Here is a 24,419-nt window from a genome sequence, read left to right as displayed (position 1 = left end):
TTTAAATATCATGTACTAATTATTTACCAAGGAAAGGCAATTTCATTTTGCCACCCTTTTTCATACCTTTTTCCATGTCTGAAAATTGTTTCATCATTTTCTTTGTTTGCTCGAATTGCTTTAATAAATTGTTTACTTTCTGTACAGTCATACCGCTTCCAGCTGCAATCCTTTTTCTGCGACTCCCATTAATCATAGAAGGGTTTCTTCTCTCTTCCGTCGTCATGGAATTAATCATCGCCTCGATGTGAGCCAATTCTTTATCATTTATCTCAATGTCTTTTAACTGCTTTGAATTTGCCCCAGGAATCATCTCTAACAATTGACTCAAAGGACCTAACTTTTTCATTTGCTGTAACTGATCAAGGAAGTCTTCAAAAGTGAAATCCTGTGATCTTATTTTCTTTTCTAACTCTTTGGCCTTTTTCTCATCGAAATTGGCTTGGGCTTTCTCAATGAGACTAAGCACATCACCCATTCCTAGAATTCTTGAAGCCATTCGATCTGGATGAAAAGGTTCGATCTCACTTAATTTCTCACCCATCCCGACAAATTTGATAGGTTTCTGAGCAACAGATCTTACAGACAGTGCCGCACCACCTCTAGTGTCACCATCCATTTTTGTTAAAATTACCCCATCTATACCTAGTCTATTATTAAAGTTTTCTGCAACATTTACAGCATCTTGCCCTGTCATTGCATCGACAACCAGTAAAATTTCGTGGGGCATTACTGTCTTCTTTATGTTTTCCAACTCTTCCATAAGGTTTTCATCAATGTGCAGACGCCCAGCAGTATCTATGATAACAACATCATTACCATGTTTGCCTGCATGATCAATACCTTCTTTTGCGATTTGAACAGGACTAACCTTGTCTCCTAAAGAGAATACTGGAATATCTAGCTGTCCACCTACGACTTGAAGCTGCTTGATTGCTGCCGGCCGATAGATGTCACCAGCAACTAGCAAAGGTCTTTTTCCAAGCTTCTTTAGGTAAGCACCTAGTTTTCCTCCGGTTGTCGTCTTTCCTGCTCCTTGCAAACCTACCAGCATAATGACAGTAGGAGGCTTTGACGCAAAGGTAATCTTACTATGGGTTGTCCCCATTAGGGCAGTCAATTCTTCATGAACAATCTTTACAACCTGTTGTCCTGGTGTAAGACTTTCCATGACCTCCTGTCCCACAGCACGATCTTTTACTTTATCAATAAATTCTTTTACAACCTTAAAGTTTACATCCGCCTCTAGCAGCGCAAGCTTTACTTCTCTCATGACTTCTTTTACGTCATTTTCTGTAAGCTTTCCTTTGCTTTTTAGCTTTTGCAACGCACCTTGCAGCTTATCGGCTAAACCTTCAAAAACCATTTTCGTCACCTCCCTAGGAACTATTTCTCTAGGATCTCTTCGGCTATTTCCTTAATTCTTGCTACTTTCTCTAGAATAACCCTAGCTTCCTCTGTCTTGGTTTGATAACTATTCTCTATTTCTTCAATAATATTCAATATTTCTTCAATACTTGTATTGTTCGATGTAAATCTATTAACAAGTCCCAGCTTTTTTTCATATTCAAATAGTATTTTTTCAGTTCGTTTAATTGTATCATAAACTGCTTGGCGGCTTATTCCCAACTGCTCAGATATCTCTCCTAATGATAAATCATCACAATAATAGAATTGCACAATTTCCTGTTGTTTTTCTGTGAGTAATTGTCCGTAAAAATCGTAAAGCATACTAATTTGGAGCATCTTATCAAACATTTCAACACTCCCCTTAAGACCCATCTGTAAAGGTTTTATCCTTTACAGATGTATTCTATACTAGAATACCCCTCTTGTCAACCTTTTTTTAGCTTGTTATTGTGGAACAGCCTTAAGATTCATCACCAAATAAAGCATTTACAAAATCATTAGGGTTAAACTCCTGTAAATCATCCATGGCCTCTCCAACTCCGATAAGCTTTACAGGAATATCCAGTTCTGATGAAATGCCCAACACAACACCGCCTTTAGCGGTTCCATCAAGTTTCGTCAGTACAATTCCGCTTACATCCACGGCTTCCTTAAAGATTTTTGCTTGCTGAATGGCATTTTGTCCAGTGGTAGCATCAAGTACCAAGAGGATTTCTTTTGATGCATCCCCATACTCTCTCTCTACTACTTTTCTAACTTTACCCAGCTCATTCATTAGATTTGTTTTATTGTGTAATCTTCCTGCCGTATCACAAATGAGTACATCTATCTTTCGCGCTTTGGCAGCCTGTATAGCATCAAATACTACAGCCGCAGGATCAGATCCTTCTTGGTGTTTAATCACGTCTACACCTACTCTATTTCCCCATATCTCTAGCTGGTCAATAGCTGCTGCCCGGAAGGTATCTCCAGCAGCCAACAAAACTTTCTTTCCCTGACTTCTTAAACGATGGGCAATCTTTCCAATAGAAGTAGTTTTTCCTACACCATTTACTCCCACAACCAATATAATTGCTGGTAGTGGTTGAATATTTAATTCGTGAGATTTATCCAGATCCAATGTATCTGCTAGGATCTCTTTTAGCAAGCCTCTTAGATGCTCCGCTTCCGTAATCTTTCTCTCTTTGGACTGGCTTCTAAGCTTACCAATGATGTCCATGGTTGTACTTACACCTACATCTGCGGTGATTAAAATTTCTTCAATTTCTTCGAAAAGGTCCTCATCCACTTTCTTATAGGCTTTTAATACCTGATCTACTTTCGCAGTAATTCCTTGTCTTGTTTTTGTAAGTCCTTCTTTTAATTTAGCAAAGAATCCTATCTTTTCTGGCTCTGATTCAATCACTTGTGGCTCTTGCCCATGGGTTATATCCTGCTCAGCTTCATCCTCATTCCAGGGTTCCAAATCAAAAGGTGCTTCTTCACTATCTTCAAATTGTTCTACTTCTGCACAATCTTCTTCCGTATTCTCTTCATCAGTCTCTTCATCTTGTTCTAGCATTTCATCAAGAGGCTCCTCTTGAATATTCACATCTTCTTCCTGTTGATCCTTTTTAAATTTAGAAATCAGCTTTTTAAACATACATTCCCCTCCATATTAACTTGCTTTCTCTGTGAGTTTTACTGAAACCAGTTTAGAAATCCCTTGTTCCTGCATCGTAACACCATAAAGGGCATCCACTGACTCCATGGTTCCCTTCCTATGGGTAACAACGATAAATTGTGTATCGTTTGAAAATTCTCTAAGGAAACTAGCATAACGATATACATTGGCCTCATCTAAGGCAGCTTCAATCTCATCAAGTATGCAAAATGGCGTAGGCTTTACCATTAAGATTGAAAACAATAACGCTATAGCGGTTAGCGCTCTTTCCCCGCCTGATAACAAAGATAAATTCTGGAGTTTTTTCCCTGGAGGCTGAGCAATAATCTCAATACCTGTATTTAGAATGTCGCTCTCATCTTCCAGTCTCAACTCTGCACGACCTCCGCCAAAAAGCTTCTTGAAAACATGGTCGAAATTATCTTTAATCCTATAAAAATACTCGATAAACTGACTCTTCATCGTGCCTTCCATTTCTTTTATTACTTTTAGCAATGAGTCTTTCGCTTGGATTAAATCATCCTTCTGTCCAGATAGAAAATCATATCGCTCTTGTACCTCTTCATATTCTTGGATAGAATTCAAATTAATGCTGCCAAGCTCTCTAATTTTATCTTTTAAAATCTTTATCTGTTTTGATGCCTCCACGAAGTTAATATCCTCTCTTTTTTGCTTTAAGGCTTCTCCGTAGGTTATCTCGTACTCTTCCCACAATCGATTACAGAAAGATTCCTGCTGCATTTCCAGCCTCGTTAGCCGAACTTCTAATTTATGATTGCTGTCTTGCAAGTCAGCGATCGTCTCATTTGCTTTTTCTAACTGATATTCCATATTTTTAAAGGAATTATCCACTTCTAAGCGCTTTGCCCTGAGTTGAGATAAATTGAATTCATATTGCTTCTTCAATACATCTATATCTTTAATCTCTAGTTCCAGAAGCTTTTGCTGTTCACTATATCTGCTTTTGTTTTCTCTTAGGCCCTCTTTTTCAGCATCCTTTACTTGTCTATTCTTTTCTAATTCCTTAATCGTACTATACAGTCCTTGAAGATTTAGTACCAGGTTCTGCTTTCTTTGCTCTAGGGAAGCCAATCTAACTTTTAGATTTGTAACTTCGTTATTTAATGAATCTTTTAACACTCGTTCTTCTTCATAGGAATTTTTATTGCTGGAAACTGATTTTTCAATTTCTAGCTGCTTATTTCCCAAAATTTCAATTTCTAGCCTTTGATTCTCAATTGCTTTTTCTGTCTCTATACGGTCCTTATTGAGCTGGTCCAGTTCATTGTTCATACGGTGAATATTTTCTTCAACACCTTGGATTTCCCGCTTATATTGGTTCAAGATATTGTTATAGTTTATTTGATCAATCTCACTCTTCTTAACCTCTTGGTCTTTTCCATCTATTGCAGCCAAGAGTAACTGCATCTCCTCTTCCGCATTCATAATTTCTTTTTCATGAATGTCACATTGTTTTTGCAAAACCATTAGATCTTGGTTTAATTCGTCAATTTCCCTTTTTCTACTCAATAGATTCAAGGTTTTTGAGCTGTAGCTACCTCCGGTGATGGCACCTCCAGGATTGATTACATCCCCACTTAAAGAAACAATTCTATATTTTTGCTCACATTTTTTTGAGAAATCAATTCCGTTTTCAATGGTATCTACAATAACTACTCTTCCCAACAGATAATGAAATATATCTTTATATTTTTCAGAGAAATCCGCAAGATCAACGGCATAGCCCTTCACACCGAGGAATTGTGTGATTTCATTTTTCTTCTTTGAGAAATAATCATTGTTCTTTACCGTATCAATGGGCAAAAATGTTACCCTTCCGAGGTTATGCTTCTTCAAATAGTTAATTACACGGTTTGCATCTTCTGGCCGTTGACAAATAATATTTTGCATCGCGCTGCCTAACGCTACCTCTATAGCAATTTCATATTCTTTTTCAACATTCACCAATTCTGCAACTACACCATAGATACCTACACCTAATGCACTATTCTTCTTGGTCTCCTGCAAAGTGTTTTTTACACTTTTGTGAAATCCCTCATACTCGTTTTGCATCTCTTGCAGAAGATTTTTCCTAGTGAAGCACTGCTGTACTTTTTGTTTTATATGATCATGTTCTTTTTTAAGTCGATCAGATTCTTTCTTTAATTCCTGACCCTGAATCTGAAAATCATGTTTTTCCTGTACTAATTTCTTATGTTTATCAACGACAGCTGTCAGCAGTTCTTCTTTTTCCTTCAACTCAGCGAGGAGGATTTCTTTTTTTATTATTAAACTTTCTTTTTCTGGCTGAACTTGATTTTCTCGTTTAATGATATTATGATTGAGTGTTAAGGAACTATTGAGATCACTTTTTTTCGATGCAATTTCATTTAGAATCTCAATCACATTGCCTTTGGACTTTTCCATTTCCTCTTCCTGCTTTTCTATGGCAGCAGTAATATTTTGGAACGCTAAAAGTTTTGTTGAAAGTGTCTCTCGATCCTGCTCTAGAACATTCTCTAACTCTTTCAAACTGTCCTCACTGTCGCTTATCTGCTGAAGAAGGGATTCATGGTTGTTTTCTATTTCATGTATTTCTCGATCTATTCTTGATGCATCGCTTTCTCCATGAATAATCTTTTCTTTACAAAGCTCTAATTCTCCATTTTTTCGATCCATCGTATGCATCGTTTCAAAAATATTATTTTGCAACATCTGAATCGACTGATCCAGTTCTTCTAACTGGCTCTTGAGCCCCTTATATTTTGTGTCAATATCCTTCTTATCATTAAGATACCCTGTCAATTGATTCGTTATTATTTGTCCCTGTTCCTTCATTGTCTCAATCTTTGATCGAATATCTTCTAGTTCCTTTACAAGCATATTAATTTCCAATACTGAAAGCTCATCTTTATAAGCTTTATACTTTTTGGCTTTTTCACTTTGTATTCTTAAAGGCTCTATTCTAGATTCTAATTCGCAGATAATATCATCCAACCTTGTAAGATTTTGTTTGGTATTTTCAAGTTTTTTCTCCGCTTCTTCTTTCCGCGTCTTATATTTTACAATCCCTGCTGCTTCTTCAAAGAGGAGCCTTCTATTTTCTGATTTATTGCTTAGAATATCATCAATTTTTCCTTGTCCAATAATTGAGTATCCATCTATCCCTACACCCGTATCCATAAATACTTCTTTTATATCCTTTAATCGGCAAAGAGATTTATTCAAATAGTATTCACTTTCTCCTGATCGATAAACTCTTCTTGTTACGGTTACCTCTGTATAGTCAATCGGCAGCTTTTTTTCTGAATTGTCAAGGGTTAAAGAAACTTCCGCCATTCCCAAGGGTTTCCTGTTGGTAGTGCCTGCGAAAATGATATCTTCCATCTTGCTCCCCCGTAAGGTTTTTGCACTCTGTTCTCCCAGCACCCATCGAATCGCATCATTGATATTGCTTTTTCCGCTCCCATTTGGTCCAACAATGCCTGTTACACCTTTCTCGAACTCTATTTCAATTCTATCAGCAAAGGACTTAAATCCATGGATTTCTAATTTTTTTAGGTACAAGCATAACACCTCTTTATTAAATAATTACTGCTAATAATTTTACCATATATCGTGACATATTAAAATAAGAACAACATCCTGCTTTCTAATCCCTTAAATCACTTCTGCTTGCATTACATTTATTCTGACACCTAGAATTGTGATATAATATATAGCCTGTCCATTAGGGACAGGCTATATATTATATCACATGGACAAAATTGTTCTGATCATAGAATCATCTTATTTCTTGATGATCTTAATCTCTCCAAAGCCTAAAGAATCATTAGGAAAAATACGCGTATAACCAATGTTATATTTGTTCCGAACATATTCTATATTACTTTTTTTCTGTCCAACAAGACTTGAAATATAGCGTGAATGTACTTGTATCTCAATTGTCTTTCTATCGTGTATTTCCTCATTTATACAAGTTCTATCTAATACATCTTTGTATACCGCTGATTCTACCAGCTGTCTAAAAGCAGGATGAAATGGACCTGCAACAACTTCTTTTCCAATAGCAACAGTTTCAGTAACCTGCAATCCTAACCTAATAATAGGAATATGGGCGTCATTAAATCTCAGCAACAGATTTTTACAGATATGTACAGCTTCATCTAAGTCAAAGGGAAGATAGCTTCCTGATAAATACATCTGCTCTAAGCTTGTATCACGAATGACGACAGTAGGATATATTCTTACAAAGTCTGGCTTTAATGCGATGATGTGATCAGCCGTATAATCTATTTTCTCCCTTGTATCTCCAGGCAATCCAATCATCATCTGTAATCCCAATTGAATATCATAGGTTCTTATTAAACTTACAGCATGTACTACGTCATTTGCACGATGACCTCTACAACTCTTTATTAAAATCTCATCATCCATGGATTGGACACCCAATTCGATGATTGAAACGCTGTATTTAATTAACAGATTCATAATTTCTTCATCAATATAATCTGGTCTTGTAGATATTCTTATATCCCGAATATAGCCTTTTTCCTTCCACTTTGCTGCAGTAGATAACAACTTTCTCTGATGCCCTATTTCTATTCCTGTAAAACTACCACCAAAGAAGGCAATTTCTATATGCTGTGATAAGGGTTCTGGAATTGTTGAAATGAATTGATTGATACGTTCATCAACTTCTGCTGCAGATAGACCATTATTTTGACCAGTAATTTTTTTTTGGTTACAGAATATGCAATCAAAGGGACAGCCATGATGTGGAACAAAAATAGGAATAATATAATGCTTTTTTTTCATGATTCTAAACCTCTTTCAACGCTTCCTTTGCTGCATTTTGCTCAGCCTCTTTTTTACTCTTTCCTGACCCTATACCTACAACTCTGTCACCAATTTTCACATGAACATGAAAGATTTTATCATGGTCTGGCCCTTCCTCAGCAATAACTTCATAGACAATTTTTTCCGTATGCTCACTTTGAATCAATTCTTGTAAATGGGTTTTGTAATCTTGATGTATTCTACCATGAATCGCATCATCAATTGTTTCTTTTAGATTATTTAAGATGAATACTTTTGCCTTTTCTATGCCTCCATCAAGATATATGGCCCCAATAATGGCTTCAAACGCATCTGCAAGTATGGAGACCCGCTCTCTACCCCCAGTTACGTCTTCACCCTTTCCAAGGAGGATAAATCTTCCGATATTCAGCTTCTTAGAACATGCAGCTAGAGATGGTTCGCACACGATACTCGCTCTAATTTTCGTTAATTCACCTTCTTGTAGTGTAGATAAATTATTATATAAATAATCACTTATTACTATACTCAAAACTGCATCACCTAAGAATTCTAGTCTTTCGTTATATTTATAATTCTTCCGTTTGTTCTCATTGGCATAAGAACTATGGGTGAGGGATTCATTTAAAAGATTTACGCTATGAAATCTATAACCTAATTTTAGTTCTAATTCTTTTAATAATGACGTATCACTATGACTCCTAGTATGCATTTCTACCTCCTAAAAACGAATGTTTTATACACTATTACTTATTGTACACTTTTTCTTATCATTTTAAAAGGTGATTAAAAAAGGTTACGTAAAAAAAAGAGAGATTCTATGATCTCTCTATTCATACTTCTTTATAATAATTGAAGCGTTATGTCCACCGAATCCTAAAGAATTTGATAATGTATATTTAACATTTCTTTCCCTGCCATGGTTTGGTACATAATCTAAGTCACATTCTGGATCTGGTGTCGTATAATTTATCGTAGGAGGAACAAAACTCTCATTGATTGCCATGATACAAGCAATAGCTTCTATTCCACCAGCAGCACCTAAAAGATGGCCTGTCATTGATTTTGTCGAGCTTACTGCCAGTTTATATGCATGCTCTCCAAACAAAGACTTGATCGCCATGGTTTCAAATTTATCATTGTAAGGCGTAGATGTACCATGGGCGTTAATATAGTCAATGTCTTCTGGAGAAATCTCAGCATCATTCAATGCATTTTTCATAGATCTTGCAGCCCCTTCGCCCTCAGGAGCAGGTGCTGTTATATGGTATGCGTCGGCACTCATGCCATATCCGGCAACCTCACCATAAATAGTAGCACCTCTTTTTATCGCATGGTCTAGCTCTTCTAAAATAAGTATACCAGCTCCCTCACCCATAACAAATCCATCACGGTCTTTATCAAAAGGTCTGCTCGCCTTCGTTGGATCATCATTACGGGTAGACATGGCCTTCATAGAACAAAAACCAGCCATAGACAATGGTGTAATGGAAGCCTCTGCACCACCTGTAATCATGATATCGGCATCCCCTCTTTGAATAATCCTAAATGCTTCACCTATAGAGTTCGTCGAAGAAGCACAGGCAGTAACCACCGTCGTGTTTGGTCCTTTTGCCCCGAATGCCATGGATACCTGGCCCGCGCCGATATTAGAAATCATCATTGGGATAAAGAAAGGACTTACCCTGCCTGGACCTTTCGCCATTAATTTTTCATGTTCTTTCTCTAAGGTTTCAATCCCCCCAATGCCCGACCCAAGAACAACACCGAATCGGTGGGAATCTACTTCTTCAATGTTTAAGGCAGCATCTTCCAATGCCAATTTTGAAGCGGCTACAGCAAATTGCGTAAATCTATCCATTCTTTTGGCTTCTTTTTTATCTATATACGCATTAGGATCAAAGTCCTTAACCTCCGCAGCAATCTGAGTATCATAGCTTGATGCATCAAACTTGGTAATCTTATCAATACCACTTTTTCCTGACTTTAAAGCTGACCAGAATGTATCTTTACCAGTTCCTATGGGAGTAATGGCCCCAATGCCAGTTACTACAACTCTTTTTTTCAATGTTAAAACCTCCCCTTAAAGTTTAGCAACGCTGTATCTATATAAAATTGAATAAATGCATTCAACAATTTTAGGAATTTAGGCCCTGACCTAGTGTCAGGACCTATAAGTATTATTTATGTTCTTCGATGTATTTTGCAATATCACCGATGTTTTTGAACTTTTCAGCATCTTCATCTGGGATTTCCACACTGAATTCATCTTCAAGAGCCATGATTATTTCAACAGCATCAAGAGAATCTGCTTCAAGATCCTTCATCAGTGAAGTTTCTGTTGTGATATCCTCAGTACTATCAAGACCTAATTGTTCAGCAATAATTTCAACTACCTTATCAAATACCATTTATTTTCACCTCCTCCCACATGCATATCCATCTCTACATCACCATTCCACCATCTACATGGAGCACTTGACCCGTAATATATTTAGCATCATCTGAGCATAGGAATGCAATAACATTTGCCACATCCTCCGGCGTACCCAATTGTTTCATTGGAATATTAGCCATCATCGCTTCTTTCACTTCGTCTGATAGTATGTCTGTCATTTCCGTTTGAATAAATCCAGGAGCCACAGCATTTACATTGATACCCCTTGTTGCTAATTCTTTTGCAACAGATTTCGTAAAACCAATGATTCCTGCTTTAGAAGCCGCATAATTAGCCTGACCTGCATTCCCCATAACGCCTACTACCGATGCAAGGTTAACAATCTTTCCGCTTCTTTGCTTCATCATCTTTCTTGTTACAGCCTTCGTACAATTAAATGTGCCCTTTAGATTGATATCCATTACTTGATCCCAATCTTCATCTTTCATTTTCATCAATAAAGTATCCTTTGTTATTCCCGCATTATTGATCAAAATATCAATGGTTGAAAATTTTTCTTCAACCTCTTGCATCATTTTTTGAATCGCATCACTATCAGAAACATTGGCTTGAATAGCTATAGCTTCTCTACCCATTTCCTTTACCAAAGCCACTACTTCTTCTGCTTTTTGCGGTGAACTTGTATAGTTAACCACAATATTTGCACCCATTTCAGCTAACTTCAAAACAATAGCCCGTCCGATTCCCCTCGAACCACCTGTGACCACAGCTGTTTTTCCTAATAAGGTCATCTCTTTCCCTCCTATTTCGTTAACAAGCTTTCAATTGCATTTTCTAACGATTCTTTGTCTTCTATATTAAATATTTTTATGGAGTTTTTGGATTTCTTTGTAATCTTCTTAATAAATTGACTTAAAGATTTTCCTGGGCCAATTTCTACAAAAGTATCTACACCGTCTGCAAGCATTTTCTCCACTGTATCTTCCCAAAGGACAGACTTGCTTACCTGTTCAACCAAAAGATCCTTCACTGCTAAAGGTCCATTATAGTAAGCAGCGTTGGCATTGGCAATTACCGGAACTTGAAATTCACCTATCTTGATCTGATCCAGTTCCTTCGCTAGCTTCTCCCCTGCTGGCACCAGCATAGAACAGTGAAACGGTGCGCTTACAGGAAGAATTACTGCTTTTAAGGCGCCCAATTCTTTAGCATATTCACAGGCTTTTTCTACAGCTTCTACCTCTCCTGAAATAACAATCTGTCCAGGACTATTAAAGTTTGCGGCTTCCACAATACCGTAGGACTTTGCTTTTTCAAGGGCATTTTCCAAGGCTTCTCGTTCCATTCCTAATATGGCAGCCATTGTTCCTTTGCCTATAGGTACAGCCTCCTGCATATACTTACCTCTTTTTTTGACCAACGCAACAGCATCCTCGAACCCTAAAACCCCAGCGATGACTAAGGAAGCATATTCTCCCAAGCTTAATCCAGCCGTCACCTCGGCCTGTAGTCCTCTTTCTTCTAACAGTTTTGCCATTGCTATGCAAGTGGTTAAAATAGCTGGCTGCGTATTTTCTGTCTTTTTCAGCTCTTCCTCTGGTCCTTCAAAACATAATTTTTTCATATCATAGCCTACTGCTTTGCTGGCCAAGTCAAATATTTTACTAGCTACATCATAATTCTCTACAATATCTTTTCCCATACCAACGTATTGTGCCCCTTGACCTGGAAAAACAAAAGCAATTTTACCCATTCTTTTCACTCCCTATTTCATTATCGACGCCATGGCAGCATATTGTTTTCTGGCTTCTTCTACCATCTCTTCAACAATTTCTTTACAACTCTTAATTTCCTTTACGAGGCCTGCAATTTGTCCAGCCATCACTGAGCCTTGATCTACATCGCCCTCTACCACAGACAACCTCAACCTGCCTGCCCCTAGGTTCTCCAATAGTTCGGGATTAGCCCCTGATTTCTCTAATTTTTCAAATTCCTTCGATAATTTATTTTTTACGATTCTCACTGGATGCCCTGTGCTTCTCCCCGTAACAACGGTATCACGATCCTTAGCCTTTAAAACCGCATCCTTATAACGATCATGGGCAATACATTCTTCTGCACATATGAATCTTGTTCCTACCTGGATACCCTCTGCGCCTAAGGCTAGTCCTGCCAGCAGCCCTCTGCCATCAGCGATGCCGCCGGCAGCAATTACTGGGATAGATACTGCATCAGCGACTTGAGGTACTAGCACCATGGTAGTTAGTTCCCCTATATGGCCTCCCGCTTCTGTGCCCTCGGCAATGACAGCATCGGCACCGATTCTTTCCATTCGCTGGGCCAATGCTACTGAAGGTACTACGGGAATGACTTTTGTTCCTATGGCTTTTAAGGTAGGCATATATTTTCCTGGGTTTCCAGCACCGGTGGTAATAACAGGCACACGTTCCTCCACGATCAACGCCATAATCTCATCTACAAACGGAGACAACAACATTACATTTACACCATAAGGTTTTGTGGTCAATTTCTTAACCTTTTCGATTTCATTTTTGATAATAGCAGCAGGCGCATTACCAGCAGCGATGATCCCAAGTCCACCTGCATTTGATACAGCGGCAGCCAACTCTGCAGTAGCCACCCATGCCATTCCCCCTTGAATGATGGGGTATTGTATATCTAATAAACTACATATCCTTGATTGAATCATATTCCCACTCCTTAAACTTTACTTATTCCATTTGATCACACTTGAGCCCCAAGTCAGTCCTGCACCAAACCCTACCATTACCACCAAATCACCTTTTTTAATTTTCCCCTGACGTACTGCTTCATCTAGAGCTACAGGGATAGATGCTGCTGACATATTTCCAAATCGATTCAAATTTACATGAACTTTATCCATAGGTAGTTTCAGCTTTTTGGCTGCTGCCTCTATGATTCTAATATTGGCCTGATGAGGCACTAAATAATTAATATCTTCTAATGAGTAACCACTTCGATCAATGGCTTCCTGGGAAGCTCGATTCATAATACGAACTGCAAACTTAAATACTTCACTTCCATCCATTTTTATAGTGTGTAGCTTATTTTTCACGGATTCTAATGTGGCTGGTATTCTTGACCCACCTCCTGGTATTGTCAAAAATTTTCCGCCTTCTCCGTCAGCACCCATATATGTCGATAAAATACCCATTCCTTCATCTGTCGGGCCCACAACAGCTGCACCTGCACCATCTCCAAAAAGGACACATGTATTTCGATCTGTCCAATCTAGAACTTTTGAAAGAGCTTCCGCACCAATAACCAATATTTTTTTATACATACCAGTCTCTATAAATTGTTTTGCTACAGTTAGTCCATAAATGAATCCAGAACATCCAGCCCCTAGATCAAAGGCAGCCGCATTCTTAGCCCCAATGTTCATTTGTACAATACAAGCTGTTGACGGAAAATGCATATCCGGCGTTACTGTCGCAACAATGATTAAATCAATCTCTTCTGGAAGCGTATTCGCATCCTTTAAAGCTTTCTTTGCAGCCTCCGTTGCCAAATCCGATGCAGCCATATTTTCATCAGCAATATGTCTTGCACCAATACCTGTCCTCGTAACAATCCATTCATTCGTAGTATCTACTATTTTTTCAATTTCTTGATTGGTTAATATCTTTTCTGGTAAATAACTGCCAATCCCTAAAATTCCCACTGCATTGAGCTTATTTGACATTTTCTCCATCTCCTATTTTTTCAATTTCATTGGAAATCATTCCTACAACCTCTTGTTCAGCAAAAATTTTTGCTTGCTTAATAGCATTTTTAATGGCCTTTGCATTAGAGCTTCCATGGGCTTTAATGACAGCTCCATTAACACCAAGCAACGGTGCACCACCATACTCTGTATAATCCAAAGTTTTCTTAAATTCTCTCAAAGATGGTTTTAAAATTGCTGCACCCAATTTGTTAAATATATTTTCTGTGAACTTTTCCTTTAGCATTGAGAACATTGTCATGGCAACGCCTTCCGTAAGTTTTAAGATAACATTCCCAATAAATCCATCACAGACTATGACATCCACAATTCCTTTTGGAAGATCTCTAGCTTCTGCGTTTCCTACATAGTTGAGATTTAGTTTCTGATATAGACTATGGGCATCTCGAATTAAGTCTGTACCTTTTCCTTCTTCAGACCCAATGTTTACCAGTCCAATGGAGGGCTTTGGTTTTCCGAATACCCTTTCTGCGTAAATAGATCCCATCACACCAAATTCCAGCAAATTTCTTGCCTTGCATTCTGCATTTGCTCCAGCATCTACAAGAAGAGAAATTCCTTTATGGGTTGGATAAACGGCAGCTATCGCAGGTCGATCAATCCCTTTAATCCGGCCTACTCTAAATATACTTCCCGCCAATATAGCTCCAGTATTCCCAGCAGATACAAATGCATCCGCAGTCCCTTCCTTCACCATATTTAATCCTACAACCAAGGATGAGTCTTTTTTACTTCTTATGGCTTGGACAGGTTTATCATCATTAGTAATAATTTCCGAAGTATGTTGAATATGTAATCTTGCTAAATCGAATGTATATTTTTTCAGTTCTTCTTCTAATTGATCTTGATTGCCAACCAGAATGATTTCAACTTCTGAATCATTTAAGGCCTCTACACAGCCTTTCACAATCTCTCTTGGGGCATGATCTCCGCCCATACCATCCACAGCAATCCGCATATCTATTCCTCCTCTTCCTCCCAGATTGAAACCAGAATGAATTTCCCCCTGAAAACCTGTTCTTGATTCACAGATATTTTTACATGCACAAAATATTTGTTCCCTCGAATACGAGCTACTTCTGCCTTAGCCACCAGCTTATCCCCAGCAAAAACTGGTACACGGTACTTCATATTTGCTACACCACTTAATGCTACGTCCGCATCAATAACTGCCATTGCCAAAGACTCTGCCATTGCAAAAATATGATGTCCCCGAACAATTTTCGTTTTTCTAAATGCCATATCTTCTGTTGTTTCAAGTATTGATATTCCATCTTCATTTAAATTTATATCAATCAGTTCCCCAACGATTTCTGCTTTCCCTAGGGTCTTAACCTTTCGATAGTTTTTAGCTGCAACCTGCTTGATTCTCTCCCTAAGCTCTGGTATTCCTAATTCTAATCGATCTAATCGTATGGTTTGAATACTTACCCCAAAGGTATCACAAAGCTCTTCATCTGTAACAAATGGCTCTATTTCTATCTTTTCAAGCAATTTTGTCTGTCTTATTTGCTTTCTTCCTTTTTTGTCTGACAACATACTCACCTCTTTAGTACTAGTATTTAGTACCTGATACTAATATTAAGTATATATTATTTATATCCCATAATCAACATTTTTATGAATGAAATTCCTTAGACATTTCTAATATTTTTGCCCAAATAAAAAATAGTAATGATGAAATCATCATTACTATTCTAAATTACTGAACCTTTACTACTTCTTTGTCATGATAGAATCCACACGCTTTACATACTCTATGTGGTAACTTTGGTTCATGACACTGTGGACACTCTATGATATTAGGGGCTGTCATTTTAATATTTGCTGCTCTTCTACTATCTCTTCTAGCCTTAGATATCTTACGCTTAGGTACTGCCATTATTTCCACCTCCTTAATCTTGTTGTAACAAATCCTTTAATTTAGCAAGTCTAGGATCAATCTCTTCTATATTACAGTTGCATTCGTCAACACTGAGATCTTTGCCACAGACTGAACATAAACCTTTACAATTATCATCACAGAGAATTTTCATTGGAAATGATGTAACCAAAACATCATGCATGATTTCGGACGTATCAATCGTGTCTTCTTCGATCTGATAAAACTCATCCATTTCCTCTTCTTCATCCTCATCCATAATTAATTGGCCATAAACTTTTTCCTTAATTTCCTTCTGAAATCTCTTCAGACATCTAGCACAAGTAAATTCGGCGATTCCCTCAACGCTGCCGTTAATGAAAAGTTTATGATCAATCTTTATAACTTCTGCTTTCAATGTAATGGGTGTAATAAGTGTAACCTCATCCCCAAAACTATGGGTATCAGTTACTTGTTCAATGGTTTCAAAATTTATACTGCTTTTTTGTCCTGAGATTACTTCTTTAATATTGATCTTCAATTATTTCACCTCATTATATCGACAGATTTTATTATACAAATGGCGCATGTATTTGTCAAGCTAAATTACTTGATACCTGCGAATTTATTATCTATAAACCCTTGTCCTTATATTTCTTAAACTATCTATAAAAGGTAGGACCCCCATCCTACCTCCTATATCTACTTCACTAATTCCAATGTATCTCTTGCGATTACTAACTCTTCATTGGTTGGAACCACTAGGATCTTAACCTTTGAATCATCAGTACTTACAATCACTTCTTTACCTCTTACATTATTCTTTACCGGATCGATATTAATCCCAATAAATTCGAGGCCTGTACAAATATCTTCTCTATTGGATGCAGAATTTTCTCCTAATCCTGCTGTAAATACAACTGCATCAACGCCACCCATTACAGCTGCATAAGCTGCGATGTATTTTTTTACTCTGATATTGAACTTGTCGAGGGCCAATTGTGCTCTTTCATTTCCTTCTTTAGCTGCATTTTCAATATCTCTAAAGTCACTGCTTACTCCTGAGATACCTAATACACCTGACTTTTTATTCAAGAGGTTGTTAATGCCTTCAATATCTAACTTTTCTTTTTCCATTATAAATGTTACGATGGCAGGGTCAAGGTCACCAGAACGTGTACCCATGGCAAGACCCTCTAATGGTGTAAAGCCCATACTTGTATCAACTGATTTTCCACCATCAATTGCAGCCAAACTTGCTCCATTTCCAAGATGACAGGTAACAATTTTTAAATCCTTGATATCTTTGCCTAACATATCAGCTGCTCTTTCAGATACGTATCTATGGCTTGTACCATGGAAGCCATATCTTCTGATGCCATATTTTTCATATAATTCATATGGAAGTGGGTAAATATAAGAAGATTTTGGCATTGTTTGGTGGAAAGCAGTATCGAATACACCTACCATCGGAACACTTGGCATTAATTCTCTGCATGCAGCGATACCCATTAGGTTTGGCGGATTATGTAATGGTGCTAATTCAATACATTCTTCAAGGGCATTGATTACTTCATCGTTTATTACTACAGATCCACTGAATTTTTCGCCGCCATGAACAACACGATGGCCTACTGCAGAAATTTCGCTCATATCGTTGATGGCACCATGATCCTTATCCACAAGAGCGCCGAGAACTAAAGTTAACGCTACTTTATGATTTTCCATAGGCTGTTCAATAACAACTTTGTCTTTTCCCTCAATCTCATGTTTAAGAATAGACCCTTCGATGCCAATTCTTTCAACCAAGCCTTTTGCTAATACACTTTCATCAGCCATGTTGATTAACTGATACTTTAAAGATGAGCTGCCACAATTAATTACTAATACATTCATTTCTGTTAACCTCCTAAATAATTTAATATCAAATAGTTTCTATAAAAAAAGCTGATTACCTTTTATTTCCCCTTTATATTATAAAAGAATTTCGGATTTTTGCAAGTTTTATCGAGATGAAGTAATAAATATTTCTTTGATATTATTGTCAAAATTCTATAATATTATAAATAGCTTGTACTTTTAATCCACACCAATCGTTTGTAGGAGGAAATATCCATGAAAATACTTGGTTTAATTACAGAATATAATCCTTTCCATAATGGTCATAAATATCATCTCGAAGAAGCAAAAAAAGTAAGCGGTGCGACCCATACCATCGCTGTTATGAGCGGTAATTTTCTTCAACGGGGTGAGCCTGCCATAACAGACAAATGGCATAGAGCTGAAATGGCTGTAAAAGAGGGTGTGGACTTGGTCCTAGAGCTTCCTTTTGTCTACGCATGTAATACGGCTGAACTGTTTGCCTATGGTGCTGTATCGATGCTTCACCAATTAAAAGTGGTTGATTCTCTCTGCTTTGGAAGTGAGGATGGCGCTTTAGAAAACCTGATTAAAATTTCAAAAACCCTTCTCCAAGAACCAGAATCTTATCGAACGATGCTTAAATCCTATTTAGCCGAAGGATTGCCTTATCCTCTCGCTAGGTCAAAGGCCCTTATCCAATACTTTGATGACCATGAACTTGTCTATTTACTTCAATCCCCTAATAATATTCTCGGTATTGAATATGTTAAGGCGCTATTAAAGCTAGGCAGCACGATTCGTCCCCTCACCATTAAACGTATCAAAGCGGACTATCACTCTACAGAAATAGAAGGAAATATTTGTAGTGCTACAGCGATTCGAGAGCATCTTTACAAATCCCAAAGGGATGTTGATAGTTTATCTAAAGTAATACCTTCTGCTAGTCTGGAAACCCTTATGAGCAGTTTTGATTTAGGTTACGGTCCCATTTTCAATTCTGATTTTAATCAGTTAATACTTTACTATTTACGAACGGCTTCTTTAGATGCACTCGCCAATATTCTCGATGTGAATGAAGGATTAGAGAACAGGCTAAAAGAAATGAGTATGAAAGCTATTTCTCATACAGAACTTCTAAATGCAGTAAAAACAAAACGATATACAATGACTAGACTACAAAGAATATTCATTCATGGGTTAGTTGGTCTTAATAAATGTCATCTATCTTCTTTCAATGAAAGCGGCGGGGCTCAATACGCTAGGGTGTTGGCGTTTTCGAAAAATGGTTCTTCACTGCTAAAGCACTTAAAGAAACATTCTGCTATACCCATACTTACCAATATAAATAGAGAATCTTTATCATCAGAAACAGCTAAGCAAATGCTGTCCTTTGATATTCAAGCAACCAATATTTATAGTCTCGCCTACGGCAATCCCTCAAATCGTATAGGTGGATGGGACTATTATAAAAAACCATTCATTTTAAAATAATACTAGAAGCCCGATAGACTTCCCTCCTTTTCTGTCTTTTTTGTGGAAATAAAACCTGGTTTACAAATATACAAACTGGATATTTTTGCAAAAACCATTTGAATGTGATATGATATTAGATGCATGATAAATAAAAAAACATAAGGAGTGTGGTTTGGTGCATTTAGAAGAAATTAAAAATTTACCTCAAAAAGTTGTTAGAGATCTTGAAGGTGTCGATCATCTCAAAGTGTATTTAGTTCAGGATTACAATCTAAGCCTATTAAAGCGAATGGTTGATTTTGGATTAAATATATTTGGAGAGTTGGGTATGGATGAATGGGGTCTTGTACCGCAGATTAGACATGGCAATGTTTTCATTCTTAAGGAGGAAGATAAGAAACGCATTATTGGATTAGCGATTCTGATGCGTGATTGGGAAGATCCTGATAAAGCCTATCTTTTTGATTATGCCATTGCAGAAGAGTATCAAGGCAATGGATTAGGTCATCACTTTTTAACTGCGATTTGTGAAAACTTACTGGAGCAGGGATTCAAAAGAATGAGCCTCACAGTTGATGTAGAAAATATGCCTGCTATTCATCTTTATAAAGATAAAATTGGCTTTGATATCGTAAAAGAAAGCAAAGATGAATATGGAAAAGGTCATGATCGCTATATTATGCAGTTTGATTTAGATGATGCTCAATAAATAGATTCATCTTAAAGACCCAGGCGTCTATTCCTGGGTCTTTATTCTTTTATCTATCTCTTAGGCACAATTTCAATCCAATAACCATCTGGATCCTCTATAAAATAGATGCCCATCTGCTGATTTTCATAGCATATGCATCCCATTTCTTTATGTAATTTATGGGCTTCATCAAATTCATTCGTCATAAATGCAATATGAATCTCGTTATCACCAAGAGCATAGGGTTCATGCCGGTCACGAAGCCATGTAAGCTCTAGCTTATGGGGCGTAACTTCATCTCCTAAAAATACAAGAATAAAGCTTCCATCAGAGGCTTCTTTTCTTCTCGTCTCCACTAAACCAAGGGCATCCTTATAAAAGGATATGCTCTTTTCTAGGTCAAGCACATTAAGATTGTTGTGGGCAAAAGTAAACTTCATTTTCCATACCTCCTAAAGTTTTATTATATATTCCGTTCTAATCATATCATACCAAATTATTATCGTATTTAAAATCTATTGCTTCCCTATCATGAAAATACTCATTTCTTTAGCATCTGAAAAATATACTTAAATAAATCAACTTTACCAGAGGAGGTTCTATTATGTATGAATACACCTTACTGAATAATCGTGCTAAAACATCCCAAAATCTGATGGGTACGCTATTGCCATAATTACAACGCTATACTTAGTAATAAATAGAGTTAACTCCCATATATATATCATATATGTAACAATGCTTTGGAGGGTGCCATGACGATTATACTATTGCTTATCTGTACAGTTTTGTTTTTTAAATATATATTCAGCAGCTATTCTTCATTTATTTCAAGATTATTGCTGATCTTATTTACTATTTTTTTTGTTATCTGCCTCATAGCCTATCCCAAAGAGGCTGTTCAAGCAGCCCAAAATGGTGTAGACATGTGGTTTAACATTGTCTTACCCTCCCTGCTTCCCTTTTTTATCGGAGCAGAACTTCTAATTCGCTTAGGCGTTGTACGCTTTATTGGTACAATTTTGCAGCCTCTTATCCGCTCCGTATTTAACGTTCCGGGGGAAGGGTCTTTCGTCTTTGCTATGAGTCTTACATCTGGATATCCAGTGGGCGTAAAGCTTGTTTCAAAGCTAAGAAAGGATGGCGTTTTTACTAGAGAGGAAGGACAACGAGTTATGTCATTTTCCAGCACTTCTGGTCCTCTCTTCATGATAGGAGCAGTTGCTATTGGAATGTTTCAAAGCATGCACCTGGGTACGATCATCGCCTTTTCCCATTATCTCGGTGCAATCGCCACAGGAATAATTTTTAGATTCTATAAAAGAAAACCGACAGATAAGGTTTATCCTGTCCATAAAAAACAACCTGGTGTTCTTTCTGCCCTTAAGGATCTTCTTGATAGTAAGAGCTATTCAAAGCAACCTTTCGGTAAGGTTCTAGGCGAATCTGTAAAAGAGTCCATTGAAACAATTCTTCTAGTGGGTGGATTTATCATATTGTTTTCTGTAATTATCAAGATTCTCATCCTATCAAAAATTATTTTCTTTTTATCTGGCTTATTATTGCCTCTTTGGAAATGGCTGGGATTAAATCAAGAAATACAAAATGGCATCGTTAGCGGGATATTTGAAATTACTGTAGGATGCAAGTTAATTTCTGAAGTACAAAGTATTTCTTTTATACAACAAGCAATCATTGCAACGATGATTATCTCCTGGAGTGGTCTTTCCATCATCGCGCAAGCCGCAAGCATGATACAAGATACAGACCTAAATATATCAGTATACATTGGTTCTAAGCTGCTACATTCTATTTTCGCAGGGATCTTTGCACTTTTTTTGGTTCCTGTATATAAGCTTGCATCAAGTAATATAGCGACACCCGTCATCAATTCAACGCAATCATATGGTCTCGCAGAAACTTGGTTTAACAAAGCTTTTTTCTCCGTTCAGATGTTTACTGTTATTAGTATTACATTCTTAGTAGCATCTATTGTTTTCTCAAGTATTTTTAACAAGTTCATTTGTATCTTTCCTAGCAAAAATCGCGTCTAGCAATACCTTCCTCAGCAATAGCTGGTTCATTTCGACAGCTGCAGAGCAGCCAGAGTTCCCTCTTGCCGGAGCATGGAATACGCCCTCTGTACTCCTGTTTTTCATAATACAAAAAATGAAGGGTTACCCCTTCATTCCTTTCAATTCTTTTCGATTTTGTTTAACGGTATTTCCTAGTTGATCAAGTCTTTCCTCAATGCCTGCCAACAGATCATCAGCATACTGTCTAGCACCAATTCTGATTTCCTTTGCATGGGCTTGTCCTTGCTCGATGATTTCTTCAGCTCTTTTTTGAGCCAACCTTGTAATCTCGTCTTTTTCTACCATTTCTTCAATATGGGTTCGTGCATCTTTCATAATTGACTCTGCTTCCTGTTGAGCATCAACAAGAATTCTTTGTCTTTCTTCTTTAATCCACTGGGCTTGCTTCACTTCATCAGGAAGTTGAATTCTGATTTCTTTGATGATATCCAATATTTCTCCTCGATCTACTAAAGCCTTTCCAGCAAAGGGTATTGTAGAGCTGTTCTCGACAATATCCTCTAATTCATCCAGTAATCTCAATACATTCATAGATGTCCCCCCTTTATTAAGTTATAGCGATACCTTTTTCTTCATCGCATCAATTACCTCATCTGGCACTAAACCTTTTATACAACCATTAAACTTAAATACTTCCTTCACAATACTAGAGCTCAAATAAGAATACTCCCCACTGGTCATCATAAATATCGTTTCAACATCCGGGTTTAGTTTTCTGTTCATCAAAGCCATTTGTAATTCATATTCAAAATCTGAAACAGCTCTAAGTCCCTTTACAATGCTGCTGATTTTATTTTCCATGACATAATCAGCTAGCAGACCAGAAAAACTATCTATCTCAACGTTAGGTATGTCGCTCGTAACCTGAGAAAGCAAGTCCATCTTTTCTTCAACGGTAAAAAGCGGTGTTTTGCTTGCATTATGTAGTACTGCAACAATAACTTTATCAAAAAGCCTAGAGGATCTCTTAATAATATCGAGATGTCCGTTTGTTACTGGGTCAAAGCTGCCTGGGTATACTGCTATTCTCATCATAATACCTCCCTTGAATAGATGGAAATATTGGTATCTCCATATCTTCTATCCTTTATCTTTATTAAGTCACCTACTTCAGCTGGCAAAACATCCTCAACATTATGCTCGATGACAATGATCCCATCGATATTCAGTAGTCCATTCTCTTTGATTGTCTCTATACATGGAATGATAAAGCCTTTCATGTATGGTGGATCTAAAAATATTATATCAAATATTTGGTCCTTTAACGAAATATCTTTTAAAGCTTTCATTGCTTCAGCTAATAAAACGATACTTTGATCCAAAAGTCCTAAATTTATTAAATTCTCTTTTACAATACTTAGGCTTTGCTTGTTATTATCTACAAAGTAGGCTTTTTCTGCCCCTCTGCTCAGGGCCTCAATACCTAGGCTCCCTGATCCAGCAAATAAATCTAATACTGTGCTATCTATAATGTAAGGATATATCATACTAAAAATCGACTCTTTTACACGATCTGTCGTAGGTCTTGTATGCATACCATCAGGAGCTTTTATTTTTCTACCTCTTAATTTACCAGCAATTACTCTCAAGAATATTCCTCTCCCTTCAATAAATATTTTAGCATATATGTAAAATATAAACAAAAGAATATTACACGTTTCGACGGTTTTATTGTATAAAAATTGACTATATGCACATATTATATACAAGCACATTAAATATAATTCCCCTTATAGCTCTTCCTTCATTTCTCCTCTCCCAATACTGGTGATGTTTCACCAGTATTTTATTTTGTCCTTTTGATCATCATCTTTTTAAAACTCGACTTAAATTATCTATCCAAATAAAAAAGGCACATAAATTGTGCCTTTTTTATTTGGATAGATAGAATTATTATCTACCTGCCATTGATCTTTCAGCCATCTCAACTAATCTCTTAGTCATGTATCCACCTACATAACCATTTTGTCTAGCTGTTAAATTTCCCTTATCCACTGATTGTTGCTTAATCCTAGTTCACCAGCGATTTCAAGTTTCATAGAATCTAATGCAGCTTTAGCTTCTGGAACTACCTTTTGATTTGTGTTTCTTGACATCTCGTCTTCACCTCCTGTTGTTTGTACTATTAATTTAACCCATATGAAGGTTTTTACTCTAGCAATTTTTTCATGTTCTGCTAACAAATTCAACGAAAAATGTACACTCTTTCGCAACATATAAAAAAGAAAGACCTCAGAGATCTTTCTTTTTTATATGATTCTTATTTTCCTGACATTTGTCTTTCAGCCATCTCAACTAATCTCTTAGTCATGTATCCACCTACATAACCATTTTGTCTAGCTGTTAAATTTCCCTTATCCACTGATTGATAGTTGCT

Annotated in this window: 25 protein-coding genes and 1 pseudogene; 3 read left to right on the top strand and 23 right to left on the bottom strand. The window is 37.1% G+C overall.

What is annotated here, in order from left to right:
• Positions 1 to 19 precede the first annotated feature (19 nt).
• The 17 genes from ffh to K0R93_RS03130 form a co-directional block, all read right to left on the bottom strand.
• Positions 20 to 1,366 carry a signal recognition particle protein gene (ffh, locus tag K0R93_RS03210; RefSeq protein ID WP_300297473.1) on the bottom strand — a complete coding sequence of 449 codons (1,347 nt, stop codon included), beginning with the start codon at positions 1,364 to 1,366 and terminating at the stop codon, positions 20 to 22.
• Between the two features lie 20 nt (positions 1,367 to 1,386).
• Positions 1,387 to 1,758, bottom strand: a complete 372-nt coding sequence (gene ylxM / locus K0R93_RS03205) for a YlxM family DNA-binding protein (protein WP_300297471.1) — start codon at positions 1,756 to 1,758, stop codon at positions 1,387 to 1,389.
• A 112-nt stretch (positions 1,759 to 1,870) separates the two neighbouring features.
• A complete protein-coding gene (ftsY, locus tag K0R93_RS03200) occupies positions 1,871 to 3,052 on the bottom strand; it encodes a signal recognition particle-docking protein FtsY (protein WP_300297469.1) in 1,182 nt (393 codons plus the stop codon).
• A 15-nt stretch (positions 3,053 to 3,067) separates the two neighbouring features.
• Positions 3,068 to 6,640 carry a chromosome segregation protein SMC gene (smc, locus tag K0R93_RS03195; RefSeq protein WP_300297467.1) on the bottom strand — a complete coding sequence of 1,191 codons (3,573 nt, stop codon included), beginning with the start codon at positions 6,638 to 6,640 and terminating at the stop codon, positions 3,068 to 3,070.
• A 222-nt stretch (positions 6,641 to 6,862) separates the two neighbouring features.
• Positions 6,863 to 7,891 carry an elongator complex protein 3 gene (locus K0R93_RS03190; protein ID WP_300297465.1) on the bottom strand — a complete coding sequence of 343 codons (1,029 nt, stop codon included), beginning with the start codon at positions 7,889 to 7,891 and terminating at the stop codon, positions 6,863 to 6,865.
• A gap of 4 nt (positions 7,892 to 7,895) precedes the next feature.
• A complete protein-coding gene (rnc, locus tag K0R93_RS03185) occupies positions 7,896 to 8,603 on the bottom strand; it encodes a ribonuclease III (RefSeq protein WP_300297463.1) in 708 nt (235 codons plus the stop codon).
• Positions 8,604 to 8,720: 117 nt separating this feature from the next.
• Positions 8,721 to 9,959, bottom strand: coding sequence for a beta-ketoacyl-ACP synthase II (fabF, locus tag K0R93_RS03180; RefSeq protein ID WP_300297461.1), 1,239 nt, complete (start codon positions 9,957 to 9,959; stop codon positions 8,721 to 8,723).
• Between the two features lie 112 nt (positions 9,960 to 10,071).
• Positions 10,072 to 10,302, bottom strand: a complete 231-nt coding sequence (gene acpP / locus K0R93_RS03175) for an acyl carrier protein (protein ID WP_300297459.1) — start codon at positions 10,300 to 10,302, stop codon at positions 10,072 to 10,074.
• Between the two features lie 34 nt (positions 10,303 to 10,336).
• Positions 10,337 to 11,080 (bottom strand): 3-oxoacyl-[acyl-carrier-protein] reductase, encoded by a 744-nt coding sequence (gene fabG / locus K0R93_RS03170; RefSeq protein WP_300297457.1) that lies wholly within the window; start codon positions 11,078 to 11,080, stop codon positions 10,337 to 10,339.
• 11 nt (positions 11,081 to 11,091) lie between these two features.
• Positions 11,092 to 12,042, bottom strand: a complete 951-nt coding sequence (gene fabD / locus K0R93_RS03165; RefSeq protein ID WP_300297455.1) for an ACP S-malonyltransferase — start codon at positions 12,040 to 12,042, stop codon at positions 11,092 to 11,094.
• A gap of 12 nt (positions 12,043 to 12,054) precedes the next feature.
• A complete protein-coding gene (gene fabK / locus K0R93_RS03160; protein WP_300297453.1) occupies positions 12,055 to 12,999 on the bottom strand; it encodes an enoyl-[acyl-carrier-protein] reductase FabK in 945 nt (314 codons plus the stop codon).
• 18 nt (positions 13,000 to 13,017) lie between these two features.
• A complete protein-coding gene (locus tag K0R93_RS03155) occupies positions 13,018 to 14,016 on the bottom strand; it encodes a beta-ketoacyl-ACP synthase III (protein ID WP_300297451.1) in 999 nt (332 codons plus the stop codon).
• Positions 14,006 to 15,016: a phosphate acyltransferase PlsX gene (gene plsX / locus K0R93_RS03150; protein WP_300297449.1), complete on the bottom strand. Its 1,011-nt coding sequence runs from the start codon at positions 15,014 to 15,016 to the stop codon at positions 14,006 to 14,008. The genes K0R93_RS03155 and plsX overlap by 11 nt, the downstream gene beginning before the upstream one ends.
• A 2-nt stretch (positions 15,017 to 15,018) precedes the next feature.
• Positions 15,019 to 15,594 (bottom strand): transcription factor FapR, encoded by a 576-nt coding sequence (gene fapR, locus K0R93_RS03145; protein WP_300297447.1) that lies wholly within the window; start codon positions 15,592 to 15,594, stop codon positions 15,019 to 15,021.
• Between the two features lie 166 nt (positions 15,595 to 15,760).
• The gene (rpmF, locus tag K0R93_RS03140) at positions 15,761 to 15,940 is read right to left on the bottom strand and encodes a 50S ribosomal protein L32 (RefSeq protein ID WP_184312325.1); all 180 of its coding nucleotides are present in this window, start codon (positions 15,938 to 15,940) and stop codon (positions 15,761 to 15,763) included.
• A 13-nt stretch (positions 15,941 to 15,953) separates the two neighbouring features.
• Positions 15,954 to 16,460 (bottom strand): YceD family protein, encoded by a 507-nt coding sequence (locus K0R93_RS03135; protein WP_300297430.1) that lies wholly within the window; start codon positions 16,458 to 16,460, stop codon positions 15,954 to 15,956.
• 161 nt (positions 16,461 to 16,621) lie between these two features.
• Entirely contained in the window at positions 16,622 to 17,815 is a 1,194-nt protein-coding gene (locus tag K0R93_RS03130; RefSeq protein WP_300297427.1) for an acetate/propionate family kinase, read from the bottom strand.
• 219 nt (positions 17,816 to 18,034) lie between these two features.
• Between K0R93_RS03130 and K0R93_RS03125 the strand changes: the two genes are divergently transcribed.
• Together K0R93_RS03125 and K0R93_RS03120 are read left to right on the top strand one after the other, a co-directional pair.
• Positions 18,035 to 19,273, top strand: a complete 1,239-nt coding sequence (locus tag K0R93_RS03125) for a nucleotidyltransferase (protein ID WP_300297425.1) — start codon at positions 18,035 to 18,037, stop codon at positions 19,271 to 19,273.
• Between the two features lie 157 nt (positions 19,274 to 19,430).
• Positions 19,431 to 19,964: a GNAT family N-acetyltransferase gene (locus K0R93_RS03120; RefSeq protein ID WP_300297422.1), complete on the top strand. Its 534-nt coding sequence runs from the start codon at positions 19,431 to 19,433 to the stop codon at positions 19,962 to 19,964.
• A gap of 53 nt (positions 19,965 to 20,017) precedes the next feature.
• Here the strand turns inward: K0R93_RS03120 and K0R93_RS03115 are convergent, their stop codons facing one another.
• Positions 20,018 to 20,386 carry a VOC family protein gene (locus tag K0R93_RS03115; protein ID WP_300297419.1) on the bottom strand — a complete coding sequence of 123 codons (369 nt, stop codon included), beginning with the start codon at positions 20,384 to 20,386 and terminating at the stop codon, positions 20,018 to 20,020.
• A gap of 315 nt (positions 20,387 to 20,701) precedes the next feature.
• Between K0R93_RS03115 and ylbJ the strand changes: the two genes are divergently transcribed.
• Complete coding sequence (gene ylbJ / locus K0R93_RS03110; protein ID WP_300297416.1) at positions 20,702 to 22,000, top strand: sporulation integral membrane protein YlbJ; 1,299 nt, start codon at positions 20,702 to 20,704, stop codon at positions 21,998 to 22,000.
• A gap of 123 nt (positions 22,001 to 22,123) precedes the next feature.
• Here the strand turns inward: ylbJ and K0R93_RS03105 are convergent, their stop codons facing one another.
• From K0R93_RS03105 to K0R93_RS19180, 5 genes and pseudogenes are all read right to left on the bottom strand, one after another.
• The gene (locus K0R93_RS03105; RefSeq protein ID WP_300297414.1) at positions 22,124 to 22,573 is read right to left on the bottom strand and encodes an ATPase; all 450 of its coding nucleotides are present in this window, start codon (positions 22,571 to 22,573) and stop codon (positions 22,124 to 22,126) included.
• 21 nt (positions 22,574 to 22,594) lie between these two features.
• Positions 22,595 to 23,074 (bottom strand): pantetheine-phosphate adenylyltransferase, encoded by a 480-nt coding sequence (gene coaD / locus K0R93_RS03100; RefSeq protein WP_300297411.1) that lies wholly within the window; start codon positions 23,072 to 23,074, stop codon positions 22,595 to 22,597.
• Positions 23,074 to 23,631 carry a 16S rRNA (guanine(966)-N(2))-methyltransferase RsmD gene (gene rsmD / locus K0R93_RS03095; protein ID WP_300297407.1) on the bottom strand — a complete coding sequence of 186 codons (558 nt, stop codon included), beginning with the start codon at positions 23,629 to 23,631 and terminating at the stop codon, positions 23,074 to 23,076. Before rsmD ends, coaD begins: the two co-directional genes overlap by 1 nt.
• 304 nt (positions 23,632 to 23,935) lie before the next feature.
• Positions 23,936 to 24,138 (bottom strand): annotated as a pseudogene (locus K0R93_RS19185) (small, acid-soluble spore protein, alpha/beta type).
• A 164-nt stretch (positions 24,139 to 24,302) separates the two neighbouring features.
• Positions 24,303 to 24,419 (bottom strand): alpha/beta-type small acid-soluble spore protein (locus tag K0R93_RS19180; protein ID WP_300297884.1); only part of this gene is annotated, 117 nt, incomplete at its 5' end.

Origin of the sequence: Anaerosolibacter sp. (assembly GCF_029240175.1) — a bacterium.
In the GTDB taxonomy this organism is placed as follows: domain Bacteria; phylum Bacillota; class Clostridia; order Peptostreptococcales; family Thermotaleaceae; genus Anaerosolibacter.
Note: the sequence above shows the minus strand (reverse complement) of the source record. Positions and strands in the feature narration are given on the sequence as shown.